The following is a 22,785-nucleotide window of genomic DNA, read 5'->3' on the forward strand; positions in this document are numbered from 1 at the left end:
GGTGGTGCGGGGCAGGCGCGTCACGCGCCCGGTCGTCGACCGGGTCCGACCCCCTCCACGGATCCGCCGTCCTCGTCTACCTTTCCCGCCAATGAGGAGGGGTGGGTGGACGGCGGCCGGCTGCGGGTGAACCTCCTGGGCGAGCTCACCGCCGCCTGCGACGGGGCGCCGCTCGACCTGGGCGGGCCGCGGCAGCGCGCCGTCCTGGCGGTCCTGCTGCTCGCCCGCGGCGAGATCGTCCCCGCCGACCGGCTCGTCGAGTCGGTCTGGGGCGACGCCCCGCCCGCCGACACCACCGCCGCCCTGCAGTCCTACGTCTCGCACCTGCGCCGCCGGCTCGAGCCGGGCAGCGCCGCGCGGGCCCGCTCGACGGTCCTCGTGCGGGAGGGGCCCGGATACGCCGTCCGGCTGCCCGCCGACGCCGTCGACGCGTGGCGGTTCGAGCGGCTGCTGCAGCAGGCCGCCGCCGAGCCCGACCGGGCGGTGCCGCTGCTCGAGGAGGCGCTGCGGCTCTGGCGGGGTCCGGCCCTGGCCGACTACGCCGACGCGCCGTGGGCGCAGGCCGAGATCGGGCGGCTCGCCGAGCTGCGCGCCACCGCGCGCGAGCGGCTGCTCGCCGCCCGGCTCGAGGCCGGCGAGGCCGCGCTCCTGGTGGCCGACCTCGAGGCGATGGTCGCCGAGGAGCCGCTGCGCGAGGAGCGCTGGCGGCTGCTCGCGCTGGCGCTCTACCGCGCCGGCCGGCAGGCCGACGCCCTCGCCGCGCTGCGCCGGGCGCGGACCACCCTCGCCGACGAGCTCGGCGTCGACCCCGGCCCGGCGCTGCGGGAGCTGGAGCGGGCCGTCCTGGACCAGTCGCCCGCGCTGCGGCCGCGCGTGCCCCCGCCCCGCGGCGAGCCGCCGCCCCGCGCCGAGCCCCCGGTGCCCGCGCCGCGCGCGCCCGACGACCTCGTCGACCGCGACCGCGAGCTCGCGGCCGTCCGTACCGCCCTCGACGACCTCGCCGGGGGACGCCCGGGGCTCCTGCTGGTCGAGGGCCCGGCCGGCATCGGCAAGACCCGGCTGCTGGCCGAGGCCCGGCGGCTGGCCGCCGAGCGCGGGCTGCGGGTGCTCGCCGCCCGCGGCAGCCAGATGGAGAGGGCGTTCGGCTTCGGCGTCGTCCGGCAGCTCTTCGAACCCGAGCTGGTCGAGGCCGACCGGCGGGCGGCGCTGCTGCGCGGCGCCGCGTCCGCCGCCGGCGGGGTCTTCGACCTCACCGCGGGCGAGGGCGACGGCTCGTTCGCCGTCCTCCACGGCCTGTACTGGCTGGCGGTCAACGCCGGCGCCGACGGGCCGGTGGTGCTGGCCGTGGACGACCTGCAGTGGTGCGACACCGCCTCGCTGCGCTGGCTGGTCTACCTCGCCCGCCGGCTCGACGGCGTCCCGGTCCTGCTCGTCGGCACGATCCGCACCGGCGAGCAGGTCGACGACGAGGAGCTGCTGACCGAGCTGCAGCTCGAACCCGCCGCCGTCGTCGTGACCCCGCCCGCGCTCACCCCCGAGGCGACCTCCCGCATGGTGGCGCAGCGCCTCGGCGACCCGGTCTCGCCCCTGTTCGCCCGGGCCTGCCACCGCACCACCTCGGGCAACCCGCTGCTGCTCCGCCAGCTCCTGCGCGGGCTGGAGGCCGACCGGGTGCGCCCCGACGCCGCCCACGCCGACCGGGTCGTGGCCGTCGGGTCCCGCGCCGTGTCGAGCATGGTCACGATGCGGCTGCGGCGGCTGCCGCCGGAGGTCCTGCCGGTGGCCCGGGCCGCCGCGGTGCTCGGGGACGGCGCCGCCCTGCCGGTGGTCGCCGCGCTGGCCGGGCGGTCCGACCAGGAGGTCGCCGCCGCCCTCGCGGTGCTGGCCCGCATCGAGGTCGTCAAGGACGAGTGGCCGCTGGCCTTCGCCCACCCGCTGGTGCGCGACGCGGTGTACCGCGACCTGCCCGCGGCGGAGCGCGCGCTGCTGCACGAGCGCGCCGCCCGGCTCCTCGACGGGACCGGGGCGGAGCAGGTGGCCGCCCACCTGCTGCGGGCGCCGCGGCGGGGCGACGCCGGCACGGTCGCGCTGCTGCGCCGGGCGGCCGCCACGGCCGCCGAGCGCGGCGCGGCGGAGACGGCGGTGACCCTGCTCCGCCGGGCGCTGGAGGAGCCGCCGGCGGACGACGGCACCCGCCGCGACGTGCTGACCGAGCTCGGCCTGCTCGAGTCGCTGGTCGAGGGCGCGGCCGGGGCCGAGCACCTCCTGCAGGCCTACGCGCTGCACGACGACCCGCGGACCCGGGCCGACCTCGCCGTCGTCATCGGCCGGACGCAGGTGTTCGCCGGTGCGCTGGGGGTGGCGACCGCCTTCGCCCGCGAGGCGCGGCTGGCCCTGCCGCCCGAGCTGGACGACCACCGGCAGGCGCTGACCGCGCTGGAGCGCATCACCGGCTTCATGCACGACGTGGACCCCGCGGTGTGGCGCACGGCCGAGCCGCCCGGACCCGGCGGCGACGGCACCGGGGCGCTGATGCTGGCCGCCGCGCTGGCGTTCGAGGCGACGCTCGAGGGCGAGCAGCGCTCTCGGGCGGTCAGGCTCGCCCGGGCGGCCCTCGCCGGCGACCGCCTCTGGACCGTCGACAACGGGCTGTTCTGGATCGTCGCCGCCGTCGTCCGCATGCTCGCCGACGACGACCTGGGCGACTTCTGGACCCGGGCGCGCCGCGCCGCGCACGCCCGCGGATCGGTGTTCGCCGTGCACTCCACCAACCTCTGGCAGGGGCTCTGGCACTGGCGGCGGGGCGAGCTGGACGACGCGCTCGGTCTGGTCCGCATGGCCCACGACCAGGCCCGGATCTGGGGGCACGAGAGCCTGGGCGACGCGTACGCCTTCGGGGTGGAGATCGCCTGCCACCTCGACCGGGGCGACGTCGCCGCGGCCCGGAGCGCGGCGGACGCCGGGGCCGCGCTGCCGGCCGCCGGGGACGGGTACCGCTTCTTCCGGCACGCGGTGGCCCGGTTGCTGGTGGCGGAGCGCCGCTACGAGGAGGCCCTCGGCGCCGTCGTCGGGATCGCGGCCCCGGTGCCGATCCCCAACCCCGTCTGGCACCCCTGGCGCGGCACGGGCGCGCTCGCGCTGCACGGCCTGGGCCGCACGGAGGAGGCGGTCCGGCTCGCGGAGGAGGAGGTCCGGCTGCTGCGCCGGTGGGGTGCGCCGAGCTACCTGGGCGACGGGTTGCTCCTGCTCGGCCGGCTGCGCGGCCCCTCCGGGGTGGACCTGCTGCGGGAGGCCGTCGACCTGCTGTCCACGACCCCCGCCGCGGTCGACCTGGCCCGCGCCCGCTGCGCTCTCGGCGCCATCCCGCAGGTCGCCGACGACGAGGCCGTCCCGCTGCTGCGCGCGGCGGTCGAGGCGGCGACGGAGCTCGGCGCGGAGGGCGTCCTGGCCCGGGCGTGCGCCGCGCTGGCCGCCCGGGGGGTCCGGGAGGACCACCCGGTGCCCGCGCCCCGGCGGTCCGGCGCCGAGCGGCAGGTCCTCGCGCTCGCCGCGTCGGGCCTCGACGTCGTGCAGATCGCCCAGCGGCTGTTCCTGACGCCGGGGACCGTCGGCGCCGTCCTCGAGGCGGCCGACGGCGGGCGTCTCAAGTTCCCCTCAAGTCGACCGACGGACGCTGTCCACCACTGAGACGAGGAGACCCGTGACCCAGCAGCAGACGCCGGCTCCCGCCCACCTCCGGGCGGAGGGCCTGCGCGGGCTGTGCGGGGGAGCGGTGCACCTGCCCGGCGACCCGGCCTACGACCTGGCCCGCTCGCCGTGGAACCTGCAGATGTCCGACTACCCGGCGGCGGTCGTCTACCCGGCCTTCCCCGACGAGGTCGCCGAGGTGCTCCGCCGGGCCGCGGCCGAGGGCCTGGCGGTCGCGCCGCAGGGCACCGGCCACGGCGCCCCGCCGCTGCAGGGGCACCTGACCGAGGCGGTGCTGCTGCGCACCTCGGCGATGACCGAGCTGGTGGTGGACGCCGACCGGCGCTCCGCCCGCGTCGGGGCGGGGGTGCTCTGGGGCGACCTCACCGACGCCGCCGGGTCGAACGGGCTGGCCGCCCTGCACCCGTCCTCGCCCGACGTGGGCGTGGTCGGCTACTCCCTCGGCGGCGGCATCGGCTGGTACGCCCGCCAGCGGGGGCTGCAGTGCAACGCCGTGACCGCGGTGGAGCTGGTGCTCGCCGACGGCACCTTCGTGCGCGCCACCGCCGACGACGACGCCGACCTGTTCTGGGCCCTGCGCGGCGGCGCGGCACCGCTGGGCGTGGTGACGGCGCTGGAGTTCGACCTGTTCCCGCTCGACACGGTGGTCGCCGGGTTCCTCGCCTGGGACTGGACCGAGGTCGAGCGCGTGCTGCCGGCGTGGGTGCGGTGGTGCGCGGGCGCCCCGGAGACCGCGACGACGTCCTTCCGGCTGCTCGACGTCCCGGTGATGGACCACGTCCCCCCGCCGCTGCGCGGCCGCCGGCTGGCCATGGTCGACGGCGCGGTGCTGGGGGACGACGCCGCCGCCGCGGAGGTGCTGGCCCCGCTGCGGGCGCTGCGGCCGGAGTTCGACACGGCGGCGCGGGTGCCGGCGGCGAGCCTGGCGCGGCTGCACCTGGAGCCGGAGGGCCCGACGCCGGCGTACGCCAGCAGCACGCTGGTCGGGTCGCTGCCCGAGCCGGCGATCGCCGCGGTCGTGGACGCCGTCGGCCCGGGCTCGGGCACGATCCTGGCCATCGCCGAGCTGCGCCACCTCGGTGGGGCGCTGGCCCGGCCGGACCCCTCCGGCGGCGCGCTGAACGCGCTGGACGGCGGCTTCCTCGCCCTGAGCGTCGGCTTCCAGGGCGACCCGGCGGTGCAGCGGGTGGACGCGGCGCGGTTCCTCTCCGCCGTCGAGCCGTGGGCGACCGGCCGGCGGTACCTGCCGATGCTCGACGACCCGGTCGACACCCGGAAGGCGTTCCCGCCGGGGGTGCACGCGCGGCTGTCGGCGATCCGGCGCGGCGTCGACCCGCACGGGCTGTTCCTGTCCCCGCACCCCGCCGTCTGACGCCTTCTTGAGGCGCGCCCTCAAGAGGTGCGCAAGAGCCGGGCAAGAGCCCGGGGCCACGGTTTCCGCAGACGTCACGCCGACGTTCCCCGGATCCAGGAGGAAACCGTGAGCACCACCCTCGACACCGTCGTCGACGACCTCACCGTCGACGCCCCCTTCGACGTGCTCGACGCCGTCATCACCGGCTCCGTGCACCAGCCCGGCGAGGCCGGCTACGCCGCGCACGTCACGCCGTGGAACCTCGCCGTCCCGCTGCACCCGGCCGCCGTCGTCGCCGCGCGGACGGCGGAGGACGTGGCCGCCGCGGTGCGCTTCGCCGGCGCGTTCGGCCTGACCGCCGGCGTCCAGGGCACCGGTCACGGCGCGATCCCCGGCATCGCCGGCCACCTGCTGGTGTCCACCCGCGACCTCGACGAGGTGACCGTGCACCCGGAGGGCTGGGCGCGGGTCGGCGCGGGCGTCAAGTGGCTGCGGGTCGTGCAGGAGGCCGCCCCGTACGGGCTGGCCCCGCTGTCGGGCTCGGTCACCGACGTCGGCGTCGTCGGCTACACCACCGGCGGCGGCGTGGGTCCGATGGCCCGCACGTTCGGGCTGGCGGCCGACAAGGTGCGCGCGTTCGACGTCGTCACCGGCGACGGCGTGCTGCGCCGGGTGACGCCCACCGAGCACCCCGACCTGTTCTGGGCGCTGCGCGGCGGCAAGGGCACCACGGCGATCGTCACCGCGGTCGAGTTCGACCTGGTGCACCTGCCCACCTTCTACGGCGGCTCGGTCTGGTTCGACGCCGCGGACGCCCCCCGGGTCATCGCCGCCTGGCGGACGTGGGCGGCCGAGCTGCCCGAGCAGGGGACGACGTCGTTCGGGCTGTTCCAGCTGCCGCCGCTGCCCGAGGTCCCGCCGCCGCTGGCCGGCCGGATGACCCTGAGCCTGCGCTTCCTGTGGACCGGCGACCCGGAGGAGGGCGCACGGCACCTGGACCGGATGCGCGCCGTCGCGCCCGTGGTCCTGGACGACGCCGCGCTCAAGCCCTACACCGCGGTCGACTCGGTGCACACCGACCCCGTCGACCCGACGCCCGCGGTCGACCCGGCGATCCTGCTGTCGGAGTTCCCGGCCGAGGCCGCCGACCGGCTGCTCGAGGTGGCCGGCTCCGGCTCGGGCTCCTCGCTGATCCTGCTCGAGGTGCGTGCCCTGGGTGGCGCGTACGCGCGGCCGGGGGAGCACCCCAACTCCTTCTGCCACCGGGACGCGGCGTTCAGCGTGCTCGCCGTCGGGCTGGCCGCCGACGCCGACATGGCCGCCCGCGCGATGGTCGACGCCGACCGGGTCTTCGCCGCCCTCGCCCCGTGGGACAACGGGCACGTGTGGCCGAACTTCGGCCCGGTGCACGACGAGCGGTCGGCCCGGCGCGCCTACGACGAGCCGACCCTGCGGCGGCTGGCCGAGATCTCGCGCACCTACGACCCCGACGGCGTCCTGCACATCGGCCGTTGGACCCGGGACTTCTGAGGGCCGTGCGGGACTACGGTGTGGCCCGGTCCGGCGGACCGCCGGACCGGGCCGCAGCCCGAGCGGAGGCCTCCATGCCCGTAGGGATCGTCACCGACGTACCGGCGCCCGTAGAGATGTACGACGCGCTCCACGCGGAGCTCCTCCGCCGGTACCCAGGACCGGTCGAGGGGCTGCTGCTGCACGTCGCGCGGCCCACCGCGGCCGGGTTCCAGGTCGTGGAGGTCTGGGAGTCGCGGGAGGTGTTCGACCGCTACAACGCCGAGGTCGTCTTCCCGCTGATGGCGGAGCTCTCCGGCGGCGCGCCGATGCCCGACGCGCCGGCCCCGGAGGAGTTCGAGGTCCGCGGGCTGGTCATCCAGGGTGCCGGGGTACGGGTCTGACCGCCCGTCGGCTCACAGGGTGAAGACGATCTTCCCGTTCGTCCGCCCCTCGAGCATGCGCGCGAAGCCCTCGCGGGCCTCGGTCAGCGGCAGCTCGACGTCGATCTGCGGCCGCACGCCGGCGACCCGGCAGAGCTCGACCAGGTCCTCGAGCTCGTCGCGGGTGCCCATGGTCGAGCCGATGACCGACAGCTGGGTGAAGTACACCCGGTTGAGCTCCGCGCCCGGGTTGAACCCGGTGGTGGCGCCCGAGGTGACCAGCACCCCGCCGGGCTTGAGCGACTTGACGCTGTGCGACCAGGTGGCCTCGCCGACGGTCTCCATGACGCCGTCGACCCGCTCGGGCAGCCGGGCGCCGGTCTCGAAGGCCTGGTCGGCGCCGAGGGCGAGGGCGGCCGCCCGCTTCTCCTCGCTGCGGCCGGTCACCCAGATCCGGTAGCCGGCGGCCCGGCCCAGCACGATCAGCGCGGTGGCGACGCCGCCGCTGGCGCCCTGCACCAGCACCGTCTGCCCGGGGCGCAGCCCGGACCGCACGAAGAGCATGCGGTAGGCGGTCAGCCAGGCGGTGGGCAGGCAGGCCGCCTCGGCGAAGGACAGCTTGGCCGGCTTGGGCAGCAGGTTCCGGCGGGGGACGGCGACCCGCTCGGCCATGGTGCCCTGGTGCAGCTCGCTGAACAGCGAGCGCTTGGGGTCCAGCGTCTCGTCCCCGGTCCAGCCGGGGCTGGCGACGACGCCGTGGACGACGACCTCGTTGCCGTCCTCGTCGAGCCCGGCGGCGTCGGTGCCGAGGATCATCGGCATCCGCTCCTGCGGCAGGCCGACGCCGCGCAGGCTGAACAGGTCGTGGTGGTTGAGGGACACCGCCTTGACCCGGACCGTCGTCCAGCCGTCGGGCACCTCCGGCTCCGGGCGCTCGCCGATCTCCAGCACGGAGAGCGGGTCCTTCGGGGCGGGCGTGGAGACGAAGGCAGCCAGCATGGGGGGACGCTAACGAACGACCAGGACGTGCTCCCCGCGGGGGACGAACTCGCCGATCACCGGGGCGCCGGGGACCTCGCCACCGAGCAGCAGGCCGCCCGAGGTCTGGGCGTCGGCCAGCAGCAGCGCCTCGCCCTCGTCGACCGCCGACAGGTCGGTGTGCGGGCGGACCCAGTCGAGGTTGCGGCGGGTGCCGCCGGAGACGTAGCCGGCGGCGAGCGCCTCGCGCGCCCCGGTCAGGTAGGGGACGGCGGCGGCGTCGACCACCGCGGTCACCCCGCTGGCCCGGGCCATCTTGTACAGGTGGCCGAGCAGGCCGAAGCCGGTGACGTCGGTGCCGGCGCGGATGCCGGCCGCGACCGCCGCCCGGCCGGCCTCGCGGTTGAGCGCGGTCATCGACGCGACCGCCTCCGCGGAGACCTCGCCGGTCTGCTTGTGCCGGCTGTTGAGCACGCCCACCCCCAGCGGCTTGGTCAGCGACAGCGGGGTGCCGGCGACCGCGGCGTCGTTGCGGATCACCCGCTCGACGTCGACCAGGCCGGTCACCGCCATCCCGTACTTCGGCTCGGGGTCGTCGATCGAGTGCCCGCCGCCGACGTGGCAGCCGGCCTCCCGGGCGACGTCCAGGCCGCCGCGCAGCACCTCGGCGGCGAGCTCGGCGGGCAGCACGTCGCGCGGCCAGCCGAGCAGGTTGACCGCCAGCACCGGGGTGCCGCCCATCGCGTAGACGTCGGACAGCGCGTTGGCCGCGGCGATCCGGCCGAAGGTGTGCGCGTCGTCGACGACGGGGGTGAAGAAGTCGGTGGTGAGCACCAGTCCCTGGCCGCCGGCGATGCGCACGACCGCGGCGTCGTCGCCGTCGTCGAGCCCGACGACCAGCTCGGCGGCGGGCTCCACCGGCCCGCCGGCGGTGAGGCCCGCGACGACCGCCTCCAGCTCGCCGGGCGGGATCTTGCAGGCGCAGCCACCCCCGTGCGCGTACTGGGTGAGGCGGATGGTCGGCGGTGCGCTGGTCACCGCCCGAATCTAGGCGGGGGTCACGCCCGCCCGCCGGGCAGCACGGTGAGGCGGGGCGGCTGTGGCGGGGGAGCCACGGCCGGGGCCTTGGCCCCGCGGCCCAGCGCACGCCCGGCCGGGTGGGTGTCGGAGGGGGCGCCGAACAGCCCGGGGTCGCGGCGGGGAGCGGTCTCGGTGGTCAGCTCGACGGCCTCGATCCGGTCCTCGCGGAACCAGCGGGGCGCCTGCCGCTCGCGGCACCACCCGACGAGGAACCAGTGGTCGTGGGCGTGGGCCAGCAGCTGCGGCTCGACCTCGCGCCGGGAGACCTGCCCCTTGCCGTCGCGGTAGCGCACGACCAGGACGCGGTGGCGGGCCACGGCCTGCTCCACCACCGACCGGATCTCGGCCGACCGGCTGGCCTCGGCGCTGACCCACAGGCTGGTCGCCAGCAGCTGCGCCCGGCGCTGCGGGTCGGGCTCGAGGACGTCGAGCACCTTCTCCAGCGCCCCGCGGCCCGCCTCGGCGTAGGCGCCGTCGGGCTGGGCGGCGAGGGCGACGGCGACGGCCGCGGCCTCCTCGGGGGTGAGGGTCACCGGGGGAAGCGTCGCGGCGGGGCGGTGCTCGGTGCGGGCCATGCCGGAAGGGTGGCGGGAGGCACTGACAGTTTCGACGACGTAGGGTTCGCGGCGGAGGCGTCAGGGTGTCTGGTGACCCCCGCGGCCTCTAAAGCCGACGTGACCGAGCAGCTCGGTCAGGCGGGTTCGATTCCCGTCCGCCTCCGCCACTCCGCCCGCCCGCCTACGCTTCGGACGTGGTGATCACGGACCCGCGCCGGCAGGTGCCGCGCACCGACGCGCTGCTGGCCGAGCCGGCCGTGGCCGCCGCCGCGGACCGGCTCGGGCGGGACCTGGTCAAGGGCGCCGTCCAGGCGGTCCAGCAGCGCATCCGGGACGGCGAGCTGCCGCCGGGCGGCGCCGTCGACGCCGTCCTGGCCGCGCTGCCGTCGACCGCCGCCAGCTTGCGCCCCGTGCTCAACGCGACCGGGGTGCTCGTGCACACCAACCTCGGGCGGGCGCCGCTGTCGGCCGCCGCCGTCGAGGCGATCGCCGCCGCCGCCGGCACCACCGACGTCGAGCTCGACCTGGCAACCGGCCGCCGCGGCCCGCGCGGCGAGGCGGCGCTCGCGGCGCTGCTCGCCGCCGTCCCCGCGGCCGGGGCGGCGCTCGTGGTCAACAACTGCGCCGCCGCGCTCGCCCTGGTGGCGACCGCGCTGGGCCAGGGCCGCGAGCTCGTGATCGCCCGCGGCGAGCTCGTCGAGATCGGCGACGGGTTCCGCATCCCCGAGCTGCTCGCCGCCACCGGCGCCCGGCTGCGCGAGGTCGGGACGACGAACCGGGTCACCCTCGACGACTACCGGGACGCCCTGCACGACGGCACCGGCGCGGTGCTCAAGGTGCACCCCTCGAACTTCGTCGTCCGCGGCTTCACCCGCGCGGTGCCGGTGCACGAGCTGGCGCAGGCGCTGCACGGCAGCGGGGTGCCGCTGGTGGCCGACGTCGGCTCGGGCCTGCTCGCGCCCGACCCCGTGCTGCCCGACGAGCCCGACCTGCAGTCGACCCTGGCCGCCGGCGCCGACCTCGTGCTGGCCAGCGGCGACAAGCTGCTCGGCGGCCCGCAGGCCGGGCTGGTGCTGGGCCGGGCCGAGCTCGTGCAGCGGCTGCGCCGGCACCCCCTCTACCGGGCGCTGCGGGTCGACAAGACGACGCTGGCCGCGCTCGAGGCGACGCTGCGCGGCCCGACGCCGCCGGTGCGCGCCATGCTCGCCGCCGACGTCGACGGCCTGCGGGCGCGGGCCCGCGCGCTCGCCGAGCGGCTCGCCGCGGCCGGCGTCGACGCCCGGGCGGTCGCCGCCGAGGCCCGGGTCGGCGGGGGAGGGGCGCCGGAGCACCCGCTGCCCAGCGCCGCGGTCTCGCTGCCGCCGTCCTTCGCCGAGCCGCTGCGGCTCGGGCAGCCGCCGGTCGTCGGCTACGTCGCCGACGACCGGACGCTGCTCGACCTGCGCAGCCTCCCGCCCGGGGACGACGACGCGCTGGCCGCCGCCGTGCTGGAGGTGGCCGCCCGGTGGAGGTGATCGCCACCGCGGGCCACGTCGACCACGGCAAGTCCACGCTGGTGCGGGCGCTCACCGGCATGGAGCCCGACCGGTGGGAGGAGGAGCGCCGCCGCGGGCTCACCATCGACCTCGGCTTCGCCTGGACGACGCTGCCGTCGGGACGGCGGCTGGCCGTGGTGGACGTGCCCGGGCACGAGCGGTTCGTCGGCAACATGCTGGCCGGCGTGGGCTCGGTGCCCGCCGCGCTGGTGGTGGTGGCCGCCGACGACGGCTGGTCGGCGCAGACCGCCGAGCACGTCGCCGTCCTCGACGCGCTGGGCGTGCGGCACGCGCTGCTCGCCGTCACCAAGGCCGACCTGGCCGATCCCGGGCCCGTGCTGGCCGACGTGCGCGAGCGGCTCGCCGAGACCGCGATGGGCGACGTCCCCGGGGTGGCGGTCAGCGCGGTCTCCGGCGCCGGGGTCCCCGAGCTCGCCGCGACGCTCGAGCGGGTGCTGGCCGCGCTGCCCGCACCCGACCGCGGCCCCCCCGTGCGGCTGTGGGTCGACCGCGCCTTCACCATCCGCGGCGCGGGCACCGTGGTCACGGGCACCCTCGCCGCGGGCACCGTCGCGCCCGGCGACCGGCTGGCGCTGGGCGACCGCGAGGTCGTCGTCCGGGGCGTGCACTCCCTCGGCGAGCCGGTCGAGCGGGCGGCGGCCACGGCGCGGGTCGCGCTCAACCTGCGCGGGATCGCGGTCGAGGAGCTCTCCCGCGGCGACGCGCTGCTGACCCCGGGCGCGTTCCGCCGCACCGACCTGGTCGACGTCACCCTCGACGCGGTGCCGGAGGACCGGCTGCCCGCCGAGCCGGTGGTGCACGTCGGTTCGGCCACCGTCGCCGCCCGGGTGCGGCCGCTGGAGGGCAGCGCGCTGCGGCTGCGGCTGGCCGCGCCGCTGCCGCTGCGGGTGGGCGACCGGCTGCTGGTCCGCGACCCGGGCACCCGGCGCGTGCTCGGCGCGGACGTGCGCGACGTCGCCCCGCCGGAGCTGCGCCGCCGCGGCGCGGCCCGCGTGCGCGGCGCCGAGCTGGCCGCGCAGCTGCCCGGCACGGCGGGCGCGGCCGCGGACCTCGCCCGGCGGCGGTTCGTGCGGGCCGCCGACTTCGCCGCGATGGGCTGGCCCGAGCCGCCCGGCGCGACGCGGGTCGGCCCGTGGCTGGTGGCCCCCGGCGTCCTCGACGAGCTGGCCGGCCGGCTGCCCGACGTCGTCGCCCGCTACCGCCGGCTGCGGCCGCTGGAGCCCGGCCCGCCGGTCGACGTCGTCCGCCGGGCCCTCGAGCTGCCCGGCGCCGAGCTGGTCGGCGCCCTGGTGCGGCCGCCGCTGGCGCTGCGGGACGGCCGGGTGGCCGAGGCGGCCGCGGGCCTGCCGGCGGCCGTGCAGCGCGCGGTGGACGAGGTGCGGGCGCGGCTGGCGGCCGACCCGTTCGCCGCCCCCGAGGCGGGCGACCTGGCCGCGGCCGGGCTCGGCCCGCGGGAGCTGGCGGCGGCCGTGCGGGACGGGCAGCTGGTGCGGGTCGCCGACGGCGTCTACCTGGCCCCGGGGGTGGAGGGGGAGGCGCGCGCCCGCCTGACCGGGCTGCCCGCGCCGTTCACCGTGAGCCAGGCCCGCCAGGCGTGGGGGACCAGCCGCCGCGTCGCCGTCCCGCTGATGGAGTGGCTCGACGCGCGGGGCGTGACCCAGCGGCTGCCCGACAACTCCCGCCGGCTGCGCTGAGCCGGCTCAGCCGGCCGCGTTGCGCAGCATGAACTCCCGCTGCTCGGTCTCCTCGTCGCGGACCGGGTGCGCCGAGACGTCGGCGGTCTCGACCAGGTCCTCGGGGCGCACCGGCTCGGGCAGGTGCCGGAAGCGCTCGTCGTCGCGCCGCTCGGTCATGGCAGGAGTCTGCAGGTCCTGGTGCTCTGCCCACCAGGGTGGGCAGAGCACTAGGACGTCGGTACCCACATGGCCGGGCGCTTCTCCCGGAAGGCCGCGATGCCCTCCTGGCCCTCCTCGCTGGCGAAGAACCGGGCCGAGAGCTCGAGCAGGTCGTCGAACCGCAGCGGGGGAGCGCCGGCGCGCAGCAGCCGCTTGGTCTCGGCCAGCGCCGCGGGCGCGCCGGCGGCCAGGGCGGCGACCTGCTGCGCGACCACCTCGGAGACCTCGTCGTCGGCCGTGACCAGGTCGACCAGCCCACCGGCCGCGGCGGTGGCGGCGTCGAAGACCTCGCCGGTCAGCATCAGCCGGTGCGCGACGTGGGTCAGCATCCGCGGCAGCACCACCGCCGAGATCACCGCCGGGACGACGCCGATCCGCACCTCGCTGAACGCGAAGGTGGCCGAGGCACCCGCCACGACGACGTCGCACGCGGCCAGCAGCCCGACCCCGCCGGCCCGCGCCGGACCCCGGACGGCGGCCAGCACCGGCTTCGGCGACGACCAGATCGCCGCCAGGATCTCGGGGAACTCGCGGACCCCCTGGTCCTGCACGCCGCCGCCCGCGGCCTCCGACAGGTCCATCCCCGAGCAGAACACCCGGCCGGTGTGGTCGAGCACGACCACCCGCACCGCGTCGTCGGCGAGCGCCTCGGTCAGCGCGGCGCGCAGCTGTGCGCGCATCGCCCGGGACAGCGCGTTGCGGTTGGCGGGGGAGTCCAGGGTCAGCGTCGCCACCCCGCGCTCGACCGTGGCCTTCAGGACGTCGTCGTCGCTCACGCCCGCCGATCCTGCCGGTCGGCGGCGCGGACGGGGGACACTGGGAGCAGATGGACACCTTCGAGCTGCCGGAGACCGCCCGCGACGGCCTGGCCACCACGCCCTTCGGGCTGTACGTGCACGTGCCGTTCTGCGCCACCCGCTGCGGCTACTGCGACTTCAACACCTACACCTCCGAGGAGCTCGGCCCCGGCGCCAACCGGTCGGAGTACGCCGGGACGGCGATCGCCGAGCTGCGCGCCGCGGCGGCCACCCTCGGGCCCGAGCTGCCGACCGTGCGCACCGTGTTCGTCGGCGGCGGCACCCCGACGCTCCTGCCGGCCGACGACCTGGCCGCCGTCCTGGCCGAGATCCGGCGGCTGTTCCCCGTCGCCGACGACGTCGAGGTGACCACCGAGGCCAACCCCGAGACGGTGACCCCGGCGTCGCTGGCGACCCTGCGCGCGGCCGGCTACACCAGGGTCAGCCTCGGCATGCAGTCGGCCGCCGAGCACGTGCTCGCCGTCCTCGACCGGCGGCACACCCCGGGCCGGGCGGTGGAGGCCGCCCGCGAGGCCCGCGCGGCCGGCTTCGAGCACGTCAACCTGGACCTCATCTACGGCACGCCGGGGGAGACCGAGGCCGACTGGGCGGCCAGCCTCGACGCCGTCCTCGCCGCCCCGGTCGACCACGTCAGCGCCTACGCGCTGATCGTCGAGGAGGGCACCCGGCTGGCCCGGCGGATCCGCCGCGGCGAGCTGCCGATGCCCGACGACGACGTGCTCGCCGACCGCTACGAGCAGGCCGACGCGACCCTCCGCAGGGCCGGGTTCGAGTGGTACGAGGTGAGCAACTGGGCGACGTCGGACGCCGCCCGCTGCCGGCACAACGAGCTCTACTGGGCCAACGCCAACTGGTGGGGCATCGGCCCCGGCGCGCACAGCCACGTCGGCGGCCTCCGCTGGTGGAACGTCAAGCACCCCGCCGCCCACGCCGACCGGCTGGCCCGCGGGGAGAGCCCGGCGGCGGGCCGCGAGCTGCTCGACGACGCCGACCGGGCGCTGGAGGCGATCATGCTCGGCCTGCGGCTGCGCGACGGCCTGCCGCTGCCCGCGCTGTCCGCCGTCGGCCGGACCCGCGCCGCGGCCGCCGTCGACCGGGGCCTGCTCCAGCCGGGGGCGCACGCCGCCGGCCGCGCCGTCCTCACCGACCGCGGACGGCTGCTCGCCGACGCCGTCGTCCGGGACCTGACCGACTGACGGCCCCGGGCGCGGCAGGATGTCCCGCCGTGACCAGCGAGCCCACGGGTGCCTGGCGTCTCGCGCCGGGACTGCACCGGCTGCGCCGCTACGAGCGGGCCTGGCTGCGCCCGGACGTCCTCGCCGGCGTCGGGGTCGCCGCCTACCTCGTGCCGCAGGTCATGGCGTACGCCGCGGTGGCCGGTCTGCCGCCGGTCACCGGGCTCTGGGCGATCGGCGTCGCGCTGCTCGTCTACGCCGCCCTCGGCTCGTCACGGCAGCTCTCGGTGGGCCCGGAGTCCACCACGGCCCTGATGACCGCCCTGGCGGTCGCTCCGCTGGCCGACGGCGACCCGCTGCGCTACGCGGCCCTGGCCGCCGCGCTCGCCGTGCTCGTCGGCGTCCTGTGCCTCCTCGCACGGCTGGCCCGGATCGGGTTCGTGGCCGACCTGCTGTCCAAGCCGGTGCTCGTCGGCTACCTGGCCGGCGTCGCCGTGCTGATGGTCGTGAGCCAGCTCGAGCGGGTCACCGGCGTGCCGGTGGACGGCGACGGCGTCCTGGCGGAGCTGGGCTCGTTCCTCCGGGGGCTCGGGGAGGTGCAGCCGCCCACCCTCCTGCTCGCCACCGGCGTGCTCGTCCTGCTCCTGCTCGTGCAGCACTGGTTCCCGCGGGCGCCGGCGCCGCTGATCGGCATCCTCGCCGCGGCCGGCGCCGTCGCCGCCTTCTCCCTCGGCGACCGGGGGATCGCCGTGGTCGGCGAGATCCCGGCCGACCTGCCCGACGTGGGCGTCCCCGCCGTCGGCCTCGCCGACCTCACCGCGCTGCTCCCGGCCGCCGTCGGGGTGGCCATCGTCGGCTTCACCGACAACGTGCTCACCGCGCGGGCGTTCGCCCAGCGGGGCGGCTACCGGATCGACGCCGACCAGGAGCTGCTCGCCCTCGGGGTCGCCAACGTCGGCGTCGGGCTCACCCAGGGGTTCCCGGTGAGCAGCAGCGGCAGCCGCACGGTGATCGGTGACGCCCTGGGCAGCCGCAGCCAGCTGCACTCGCTGGTCGCGCTGGCCACCGTCGTCCTGGCCCTGCTCCTCGCCGGGCCGGTCCTCGCGGCGTTCCCCACCGCGGCGCTCGGCGCGATCGTCGTCTACGCCGCGCTGCGGCTCGTCGACGTGGGGGAGTTCCGCCGGTTCGCCGCGTTCCGCCGCAGCGAGCTGCTGCTCGCCCTCGCCACCACGGCCGGCGTCGTCGTGCTCGGCGTGCTGCCCGGCGTGCTGGTGGCCGTCGGCCTCTCCGTGGCCGACCTGCTGCGCCGCGTCGCCCGGCCGCACGACGGCATCCTCGGCTACGCCGAGGGGATCGCCGGGATGCACGACATCGACGACCACCCCGGGGCGCGGCTGGTGCCCGGCCTGGTCGTCTACCGCTACGACTCCCCGCTGTTCTTCGCCAACGCCGAGGACTTCCGGACCCGCGCGCTGGCCGCGGTCGACGGCGTGCCGACGCCGACGGAGTGGTTCGTGCTCAACGCCGAGTCCAACGTCGAGGTCGACCTCACCGGGCTGGACGCGCTGGAGGAGGTGCGGGCCGAACTGGACCGGCGGGGCGTCGTCTTCGCGATGGCACGGGTCAAGGAGGACCTGCGCGTGCCCCTGGCGGCGGCGGGCCTGGTCGACCGGATCGGCGAGGAGCGGCTCTTCCCGACCCTGCCGACCGCGGTCCAGGCTTACGTCGCCTGGTACACGGCGCGGCACGGGGCGCCGCCGCCGGAGGCGTGACCGGAGGAGGCGCGGTGGGGCGCTACGACGTGCTGCGGCGGATCGAGGCGCTCGACCCCGGCCGCGACTTCCGCGAGATCTACCAGCTGACCTGCACCTACGAGTTCCCGTGGGACATGAACCAGGCGCTGAGCTTCGCGCTGTTCCGCACCTACGCGGTGCCCAGCATCGGCGGCTTGCTGGCCCGCACCGGCGAGCTGGTCGACCGGGTGCAGAAGCGCTACGACGACACCGTCCTCATCCTCGAGGCGATCCTGCGGCACGGCTTCACCGACGGCGACGGGCGGACGGCGCTGCGCCGGATGAACCGCATGCACGCCGTCCACGGCATCGGCGACGACGACCTGCGCTACGTGCTCGCCACCTTCGTCGTCACCCCCATCCGCTGGTTGGACGAGTTCGGCTGGCGCCCGATGACCGAGGTCGAGCGGATCGCCGGTGCCAACTACTACCGGGCGCTGGGCCGGCACATGGGCATCCGCGACGTGCCGGAGACCTGGCAGGCGTTCACCCGGCACCTCGACGCCTACGAGCGGGCGCACTTCGCCTTCGACCCCGGCGGCCGCCGCGTCGCCGACGCCACCCTCGAGCTGCTCAACACCTTCCCGCCCAACGACCGGCTGCCACCGGCCCTGGTCCGGCGGATCTCGTGCGCGCTCATGGACGGGCCGCTGCTCGACGCCCTCGGCTACCCGCGGCCGCACCCGGCGTTCCGGGCGCTGGTCCGCGCCGGCGTGCGGGCCCGCGGGCGGGTGGTGCGGTTCCTGCCGGCGCGCCGCGCGCCGCGGTGGGCCGGCGACATGCCGCAGGTCCGCAGCTACCCGCACGGCCACGACGTCGCCGAGCTGGGCACCTTCCCCGAGCGGCAGGGCGCCCCCGCGTGACGGATGTCAGGCGGGATCGACGACGTCCCGCACTGCCGCGGCACCGGTGCCGGCCGCGAGGCTTGCCGGCGTGCCAGACACGCTCGCCCTCGACGTCTCGGGGCTGACCGTCCGCTTCGGCGACACCGTCGCCGTCGACGGCGTCGACCTCGCCATCCCGCGCGGCCAGACGGTCGCCCTGCTCGGCCCCAACGGCGCCGGCAAGTCCACCACCGTCAACGCCGTCCTCGGCCTGCTCCGGCCCACGGCCGGCAGCATCCGGGTGCTCGGCCGGTCGCCCGCCGCCGCGGTCCGCTCCGGCGCCGTCGGCGCGATGCTGCAGCACGGCGGGCTGCCGACCGAGGCGCGCGTCGGCGAGCTGCTCGACCTGGCCCGGCGCAGCTACCCGACCGCCTGGCCGCTGGACGACCTGGTCGTCACGGCCGGCATCGACGGCCTCCTCGGACGCAGCACCGACCAGCTCTCCGGCGGCCAGCGCCAGCGGGTGCTGCTGGCCCTCGCCCTGGCCGGCGAGTCGCCACTGCTGCTGCTCGACGAGCCGACCTCGGCCATGGACGTCGAGGGCCGCCGCGCGTTCTGGACGACGATGCGCGCGCTGGCCGGGCGCGGGCACACGGTCGTCTTCGCCACCCACCACCTCGACGAGGCCGACGCCGTCGCCGACCGCGTGGTGGTCGTCTCCGGCGGCCGCGTCGTCGCCGACGGGCCGGCCGCGCAGATCAAGGCCCGTGCCGCCGGGCGGACCATCTCCTTCACCACCGCCGGCGGCCGGTTCGACGACGTCCCCGGTGTGACCGCCACCGACCGCCGCGGCGACACCGTCGCCCTGACCACGGTCGACCCGGAGGCCACGCTGCGTGCCCTGCTCACCGACGGCGTCCCGCTGGCCGACCTCGAGGTCCGCGGCGCCAGCCTCGAGGACGCCGTCCTCACCCTGACGGGAGCTGCCCGATGACGACCCTGCTGCTCTTCCAGCTGCGCCGCGTCGGCCGCAACAAGCAGTACCTGTTCTTCACCGTCCTGCTGCCGGCGCTGTTCACCGTCTTCTTCACGAAGGTCTTCGGCGGCCAGGCGACCTCGGCCGCGCAGTACCAGGACTACGCGGGGAACTTCCTGGTGTCGATGATGGCGTACGGAGCCCTCGGCGCCGCCCTGGGCGCCACCATCCGGCTCTCCTTCGACCGGGCCTCCGGCTGGCTGCGCCAGCTGCGGGTGATGCCGGTGCCGACCTGGTCGGTGCTCGCCGTCGAGGTCGTCGTCGGTGCCCTGCTCACCCTGCCCAGCCTGGTGGTCGTGGCGCTGGTCGGCCGCTTCGTCAACGGCGTGCAGCTGCCGCTCGCGACCTGGGTCGGCCTGGTGGCCGTGCTGTGGGTCGGGTCGCTCGCCTTCGTCGCCCTCGGACTGCTCATCGGGCTGGCGCTGGACGAGAAGGCCGCCGGCGGCGCCACCGGCATCCTCGGCGTCGTGCTGGCGACCCTGGGCGGGCTGTGGGTGCCGGTGCAGGTGTTCCCCGAGGCGCTGCGGGCGGTCGCGCACGCGATGCCGTCCTACTGGTACGCCGAGCTCGGTCGCGACGTGGCCGCCGGGTCGGCCCCGTCGCCGTCCGCGGTGCTCGCCGTGCTCGGCTTCGGCGTCCTGTTCGCGGGGCTGGCCACCCTGGTGGGCCGCCACCGCCCGCTGCACGCCGTCTCGGGATGAGCCGGGCTACCGTCCGGGGCGTGGACGGACGCGGACGTCGGCAGCAGATCGGCTGGGCCCTGCCCTGGCTGCTGTTCCAGGCGTTCCCGGTCGTCGACCTGGTCACCACGCCCCGGCCGGTCTGGGAGACGGTGCTGGCCGGGGTCGCGCTGCTGGCCTTCACCGTCGTCTACCTCGACGTGTTCCGGCGGGCCTTCAGCCCCTGCGGGCCCGTCGGCGCGCGGCTGGTGGTCGTGGTCGCCCTCGGCGTCGCGCTCGCCGCCTGGCAGGGGCCGCCCTGGGCCGGCCTGATGATCTACGTGTCGGCCGCCGTCTCGGTCGCGCTGCCCACGCGCTGGATCGCCCCGGCAGTGCTCGGGGCCGCGGGCGTGTGCGCGGCCGTGCTGGCGGCCCACGGCCAGCTCGGCGAGCTGTTCATCCTCCCGGTCATCTGCCTGCTCACCGCCTTCGCGCTGCAGGGCACCCGGCACCTGATCTCGATCAACGCGGAGCTCACGGAGGCGCGGGAGGAGCTGGCCCGCAACGCCGTCGCCGAGGAGCGCCTGCGCTTCGCCCGCGACCTGCACGACCTGCTCGGACACAGCCTGTCGCTCATCGCGCTCAAGAGCGAGCTCGCCGGGCGGCTGGCCGAGCGCGACCCGGCGCGGGCCCGCGAGGAGATGGCCGACGTCGAGGCCGCCGCCCGCCGCGCGCTGGCCGAGGTGCGCGACGCCGTCAGCGGCTACCGGCAGGTCAGCCTCGGCCAGGCGCTGGCCGAGGCCCGCTCGGCCCTCTCCGCTGCCGGCGTCGGGCTCAGGGCGCCGGCGGTGCCGCCGCTGCCCGCGGCGGTCGACGCCGCGCTCGGCTGGGTGGTGCGGGAGGCGACGACGAACGTGCTGCGGCACAGCGGCGCCCGGTCGGTCACCGTCGAGCTCGTCACCACGAACGCCGACGCCACGCTGACCGTCACCGACGACGGCCACGGGCCCTCGGGGACGGCGACGGGCGGCGCCGGCCTGTCCGGCCTCGCCGAGCGGGTCGAGGCGCTGGGCGGGCACTTCGAGAGCGGTCCGGCGCCCGGCCGGGGCTTCCGGCTGCAGGCCCGGCTCCCGGTCACCACGCCGGCGCCGACGCGGGTGGGCGCGGCGTGATCCGGGTGCTCATCGCCGAGGACCAGTCGATGGTCCGCGGGGCGCTGCGGGCGCTGCTCGACCTGGAGGACGACCTGGAGGTGGTCGCCGAGGTCGGCCGCGGCGACGCCGTGGTCGAGGCCGCGCGCGAGCACCGGCCCGACGTCGCGCTGCTCGACATCGAGATGCCCGGCATGGACGGCCTCGAGGCCGCCCGCGCGCTGGCCACCGCGCTGCCGGAGGTGCGGGCCGTCGTCCTCACCACCTTCGGCCGGCCCGGGTTCCTGCGCCGGGCCATGGAGGTCGGCGCCTCGGGGTTCCTGGTCAAGGACGCCCCCGTCGCCGAGCTGGCCCGCGCGATCCGGGCGGTCGTGGCGGGGGAGCGGGTCATCGACCGCGAGCTGGCCGCCGCGGCGCTGGCCATCGGCGCCACCCCGCTGTCGGCCCGCGAGGCCGACGTGCTGCGCGAGGCGGCCGACGGCGCCACGGTCGCCGAGATCGCCCGCCGGCTGTTCCTGTCGGAGGGGACGGTGCGCAACTACCTGTCCTCGGCGATCGGCAAGACCGGCGCCCGCACCCGCGTCGAGGCCGCCCGGGTGGCCGAGGAGAAGGGCTGGCTCTAGAAGGACCCCGCTGCCCCCCACGCCTCGCACGCTCGGCGCGGGGCCCTGCAGCGGGGCCGTTCTACCGCTCCCGGGGCTGCGGGGCCGGCACCGGCGGCTGGGCGGGCAGCGTCTCGGTGGTCGGCCCGCTGGCCGCCTGCGACACCGGCATGAGCGCGTCGAGGTCGAGCACGCGGACGTGGATCACGTTGCGCTGCTGCAGCGCCGCCCGCAGCGCCCGGTGCAGGCCGTCCTCCAGGTACAGCTCGCCGTGCCACAGCACCGCGTGCGGGAAGAGGTCGCCGTAGAACGTCGAGTCGTCGGCGAGGAGGGCGTCGAGCGCCAGCTCCCGCTTCGTCGTCACCAGCGTGTCCAGCCGGACCTGCCGGGGTGGGATCAGCGCCCAGTCCTTGGTGGTCATCCCGTGGTCCGGGTAGGGACGGCCCTCGCGCACCGCTTTGAAGATCAGGGGAACGACCTCCGCTGTCCTGCCCCGTCCCGGGCCACCGTCCGGACCCACCCTAACGGCCGGGCCCGGCCCGCGCTGCTCCCTCGCCGGGGCGCCGACCCGCCGCGAGGCGCGCGACGGGAGCAGCCTCCGGTCGTATGCTGAACTGGCACTCGATCCCTGCGAGTGCCAACCGCCGGCACGGCGTCGACCGGTACGGGGAGGTGTACGCGTGGCGCACGAGGAACGGCGCCTGGAGGTCCTCCGGGCCATCGTCCAGGACTTCGTCTCGACCAACGACCCGGTGGGCAGCAAGGCCCTCGCCGAGCGGCACGACCTGGGGGTCTCGCCGGCGACCATCCGCAACGACATGGCGGTGCTGGAGGAGCAGGGCTACATCACCCAGCCCCACACCAGCGCCGGGCGGGTGCCCACCGACAAGGGCTACCGGCTCTTCGTCGACCGGCTCTCGGCGATCAAGCCGCTGTCGGTCGCCGAGCGGCGCGCCATCGAGCGCTTCCTCGACGGCGCCGTCGACCTGCACGACGTCCTCGGCCGGACGGTGCGGCTGCTCGCGCAGCTGACCCGCCAGGTCGCCGTCGTCCAGTACCCGACGCTGTCGCGCAGCTCGGTGCGGCACCTCGAGGTGGTGCCGGTCGGCGCCACCCGGCTGCTGCTCGTCCTGATCACCGACACCGGCCGGGTGGAGCAGCGGACCGTCGAGACGCCGGTCGAGGTCGACCACGAGGCGGTCGCCGAGCTGCGGGCCCTGCTCAACTCCGCCTTCGTCGGGGTGAAGCTCGCCGACGCCGGGGCGAAGGTGCCCGACCTGCTCGTAACCGTGCCGCCGCACCTGCGGGCGCTGGTCGGCGCCGTCAGCGCCACGCTGATGGAGACCCTGGTCGAGCCGGGGGAGGACCGCCTGGTCATCGGCGGGACGGCGAACCTCGCCCGCAGCGGGGCCCTGGACTTCCCGCACAGCGTCCGGCCGCTGCTGGAGGCGCTGGAAGAACAGGTCGTGGTCCTGCGGTTGATGGGAGAGGTGGACCCGGGCACCGTGCTGGTGCGGATCGGCGAGGAGAACGCGCACGAGGCCCTGGCCGGCGCGTCGTTCGTCTCCGTGGGGTACGGCTCCGGGGACCGCGCACTGGGTGGGCTGGGCGTCGTCGGCCCCACCCGCATGGACTACCCGGGCAACATGGCCGCGGTCCGCGCCGTGGCCCGCTACGTCGGCCAGCTGCTGGCCGAGAGCTGAGGAA

At 77.0% G+C, this 22,785-nt stretch carries 20 protein-coding genes and 1 tRNA gene; 15 read left to right on the plus strand and 6 right to left on the minus strand.

What is annotated here, in order from left to right; translation table 11 throughout:
- Positions 1 to 105 precede the first annotated feature (105 nt).
- The 4 genes from ACI797_RS07865 (at position 106) to ACI797_RS07880 (ending at position 6,975) form a co-directional block, all read left to right on the plus strand.
- On the plus strand, positions 106 to 3,687 hold the full coding sequence (locus ACI797_RS07865) for a BTAD domain-containing putative transcriptional regulator (RefSeq protein WP_456858045.1): 3,582 nt from the start codon (positions 106 to 108) through the stop codon (positions 3,685 to 3,687).
- A gap of 13 nt (positions 3,688 to 3,700) precedes the next feature.
- The gene (locus ACI797_RS07870) at positions 3,701 to 5,080 is read left to right on the plus strand and encodes an FAD-binding oxidoreductase (RefSeq protein WP_456858046.1); all 1,380 of its coding nucleotides are present in this window, start codon (positions 3,701 to 3,703) and stop codon (positions 5,078 to 5,080) included.
- 108 nt (positions 5,081 to 5,188) lie between these two features.
- Positions 5,189 to 6,592, plus strand: coding sequence for an FAD-binding oxidoreductase (locus ACI797_RS07875; protein ID WP_456858047.1), 1,404 nt, complete (start codon positions 5,189 to 5,191; stop codon positions 6,590 to 6,592).
- Between the two features lie 74 nt (positions 6,593 to 6,666).
- Positions 6,667 to 6,975, plus strand: a complete 309-nt coding sequence (locus ACI797_RS07880) for a hypothetical protein (RefSeq protein ID WP_456858048.1) — start codon at positions 6,667 to 6,669, stop codon at positions 6,973 to 6,975.
- Positions 6,976 to 6,987: 12 nt separating this feature from the next.
- On the opposite strand, the gene ACI797_RS07885 is transcribed toward ACI797_RS07880, so the two are convergent.
- From ACI797_RS07885 to ACI797_RS07895, 3 genes are read right to left on the minus strand one after another with little or no spacing between them, the layout of a single operon-like run.
- Positions 6,988 to 7,953: a zinc-binding dehydrogenase gene (locus ACI797_RS07885; protein ID WP_456858049.1), complete on the minus strand. Its 966-nt coding sequence runs from the start codon at positions 7,951 to 7,953 to the stop codon at positions 6,988 to 6,990.
- A gap of 9 nt (positions 7,954 to 7,962) precedes the next feature.
- Positions 7,963 to 8,970 carry a selenide, water dikinase SelD gene (gene selD, locus ACI797_RS07890; RefSeq protein ID WP_456858050.1) on the minus strand — a complete coding sequence of 336 codons (1,008 nt, stop codon included), beginning with the start codon at positions 8,968 to 8,970 and terminating at the stop codon, positions 7,963 to 7,965.
- A 20-nt stretch (positions 8,971 to 8,990) separates the two neighbouring features.
- On the minus strand, positions 8,991 to 9,587 hold the full coding sequence (locus ACI797_RS07895; RefSeq protein WP_456858051.1) for a helix-turn-helix transcriptional regulator: 597 nt from the start codon (positions 9,585 to 9,587) through the stop codon (positions 8,991 to 8,993).
- A 53-nt stretch (positions 9,588 to 9,640) separates the two neighbouring features.
- Between ACI797_RS07895 and ACI797_RS07900 the strand changes: the two genes are divergently transcribed.
- The 3 genes from ACI797_RS07900 to selB all read left to right on the plus strand — a co-directional run bounded on the left by ACI797_RS07900 (position 9,641) and on the right by selB (position 12,819).
- Positions 9,641 to 9,736, plus strand: a tRNA-OTHER gene (locus tag ACI797_RS07900).
- Between the two features lie 27 nt (positions 9,737 to 9,763).
- Positions 9,764 to 11,083, plus strand: a complete 1,320-nt coding sequence (gene selA / locus ACI797_RS07905; protein ID WP_456858052.1) for an L-seryl-tRNA(Sec) selenium transferase — start codon at positions 9,764 to 9,766, stop codon at positions 11,081 to 11,083.
- Positions 11,074 to 12,819, plus strand: a complete 1,746-nt coding sequence (gene selB / locus ACI797_RS07910; RefSeq protein WP_456858054.1) for a selenocysteine-specific translation elongation factor — start codon at positions 11,074 to 11,076, stop codon at positions 12,817 to 12,819. The genes selA and selB overlap by 10 nt, the downstream gene beginning before the upstream one ends.
- A 6-nt stretch (positions 12,820 to 12,825) precedes the next feature.
- On the opposite strand, the gene ACI797_RS07915 is transcribed toward selB, so the two are convergent.
- Entirely contained in the window at positions 12,826 to 12,978 is a 153-nt protein-coding gene (locus ACI797_RS07915) for a hypothetical protein (RefSeq protein WP_456858056.1), read from the minus strand.
- Between the two features lie 50 nt (positions 12,979 to 13,028).
- Positions 13,029 to 13,796 (minus strand): enoyl-CoA hydratase-related protein, encoded by a 768-nt coding sequence (locus ACI797_RS07920; protein ID WP_456858058.1) that lies wholly within the window; start codon positions 13,794 to 13,796, stop codon positions 13,029 to 13,031.
- Positions 13,797 to 13,846: 50 nt separating this feature from the next.
- Between ACI797_RS07920 and hemW the strand changes: the two genes are divergently transcribed.
- The 7 genes from hemW (at position 13,847) to ACI797_RS07955 (ending at position 21,099) form a co-directional block, all read left to right on the plus strand.
- A complete protein-coding gene (gene hemW / locus ACI797_RS07925) occupies positions 13,847 to 15,034 on the plus strand; it encodes a radical SAM family heme chaperone HemW (RefSeq protein ID WP_456858059.1) in 1,188 nt (395 codons plus the stop codon).
- 29 nt (positions 15,035 to 15,063) lie between these two features.
- Positions 15,064 to 16,785, plus strand: coding sequence for a sulfate permease (gene sulP, locus ACI797_RS07930; protein ID WP_456858060.1), 1,722 nt, complete (start codon positions 15,064 to 15,066; stop codon positions 16,783 to 16,785).
- Between the two features lie 14 nt (positions 16,786 to 16,799).
- Entirely contained in the window at positions 16,800 to 17,669 is an 870-nt protein-coding gene (locus ACI797_RS07935; protein ID WP_456858062.1) for an oxygenase MpaB family protein, read from the plus strand.
- Positions 17,670 to 17,739: 70 nt separating this feature from the next.
- Positions 17,740 to 18,624 (plus strand): ABC transporter ATP-binding protein, encoded by an 885-nt coding sequence (locus ACI797_RS07940; protein WP_456858063.1) that lies wholly within the window; start codon positions 17,740 to 17,742, stop codon positions 18,622 to 18,624.
- Positions 18,621 to 19,367 carry an ABC transporter permease gene (locus tag ACI797_RS07945; RefSeq protein WP_456858064.1) on the plus strand — a complete coding sequence of 249 codons (747 nt, stop codon included), beginning with the start codon at positions 18,621 to 18,623 and terminating at the stop codon, positions 19,365 to 19,367. The genes ACI797_RS07940 and ACI797_RS07945 overlap by 4 nt, the downstream gene beginning before the upstream one ends.
- Before the next feature lie 20 nt (positions 19,368 to 19,387).
- A complete protein-coding gene (locus tag ACI797_RS07950) occupies positions 19,388 to 20,497 on the plus strand; it encodes a sensor histidine kinase (protein ID WP_456858066.1) in 1,110 nt (369 codons plus the stop codon).
- Positions 20,494 to 21,099: a response regulator transcription factor gene (locus tag ACI797_RS07955; RefSeq protein WP_456538131.1), complete on the plus strand. Its 606-nt coding sequence runs from the start codon at positions 20,494 to 20,496 to the stop codon at positions 21,097 to 21,099. The genes ACI797_RS07950 and ACI797_RS07955 overlap by 4 nt, the downstream gene beginning before the upstream one ends.
- 61 nt (positions 21,100 to 21,160) lie before the next feature.
- On the opposite strand, the gene ACI797_RS07960 is transcribed toward ACI797_RS07955, so the two are convergent.
- Positions 21,161 to 21,799 carry a type II toxin-antitoxin system VapB family antitoxin gene (locus ACI797_RS07960; RefSeq protein WP_456858067.1) on the minus strand — a complete coding sequence of 213 codons (639 nt, stop codon included), beginning with the start codon at positions 21,797 to 21,799 and terminating at the stop codon, positions 21,161 to 21,163.
- Here ACI797_RS07960 and hrcA point away from each other — a divergent pair.
- A complete protein-coding gene (gene hrcA / locus ACI797_RS07965) occupies positions 21,759 to 22,781 on the plus strand; it encodes a heat-inducible transcriptional repressor HrcA (RefSeq protein ID WP_456858069.1) in 1,023 nt (340 codons plus the stop codon). The genes ACI797_RS07960 and hrcA overlap by 41 nt on opposite strands.
- Positions 22,782 to 22,785: the final 4 nt, after the last annotated feature.

The organism is Geodermatophilus sp. SYSU D00691 (assembly GCF_054050275.1).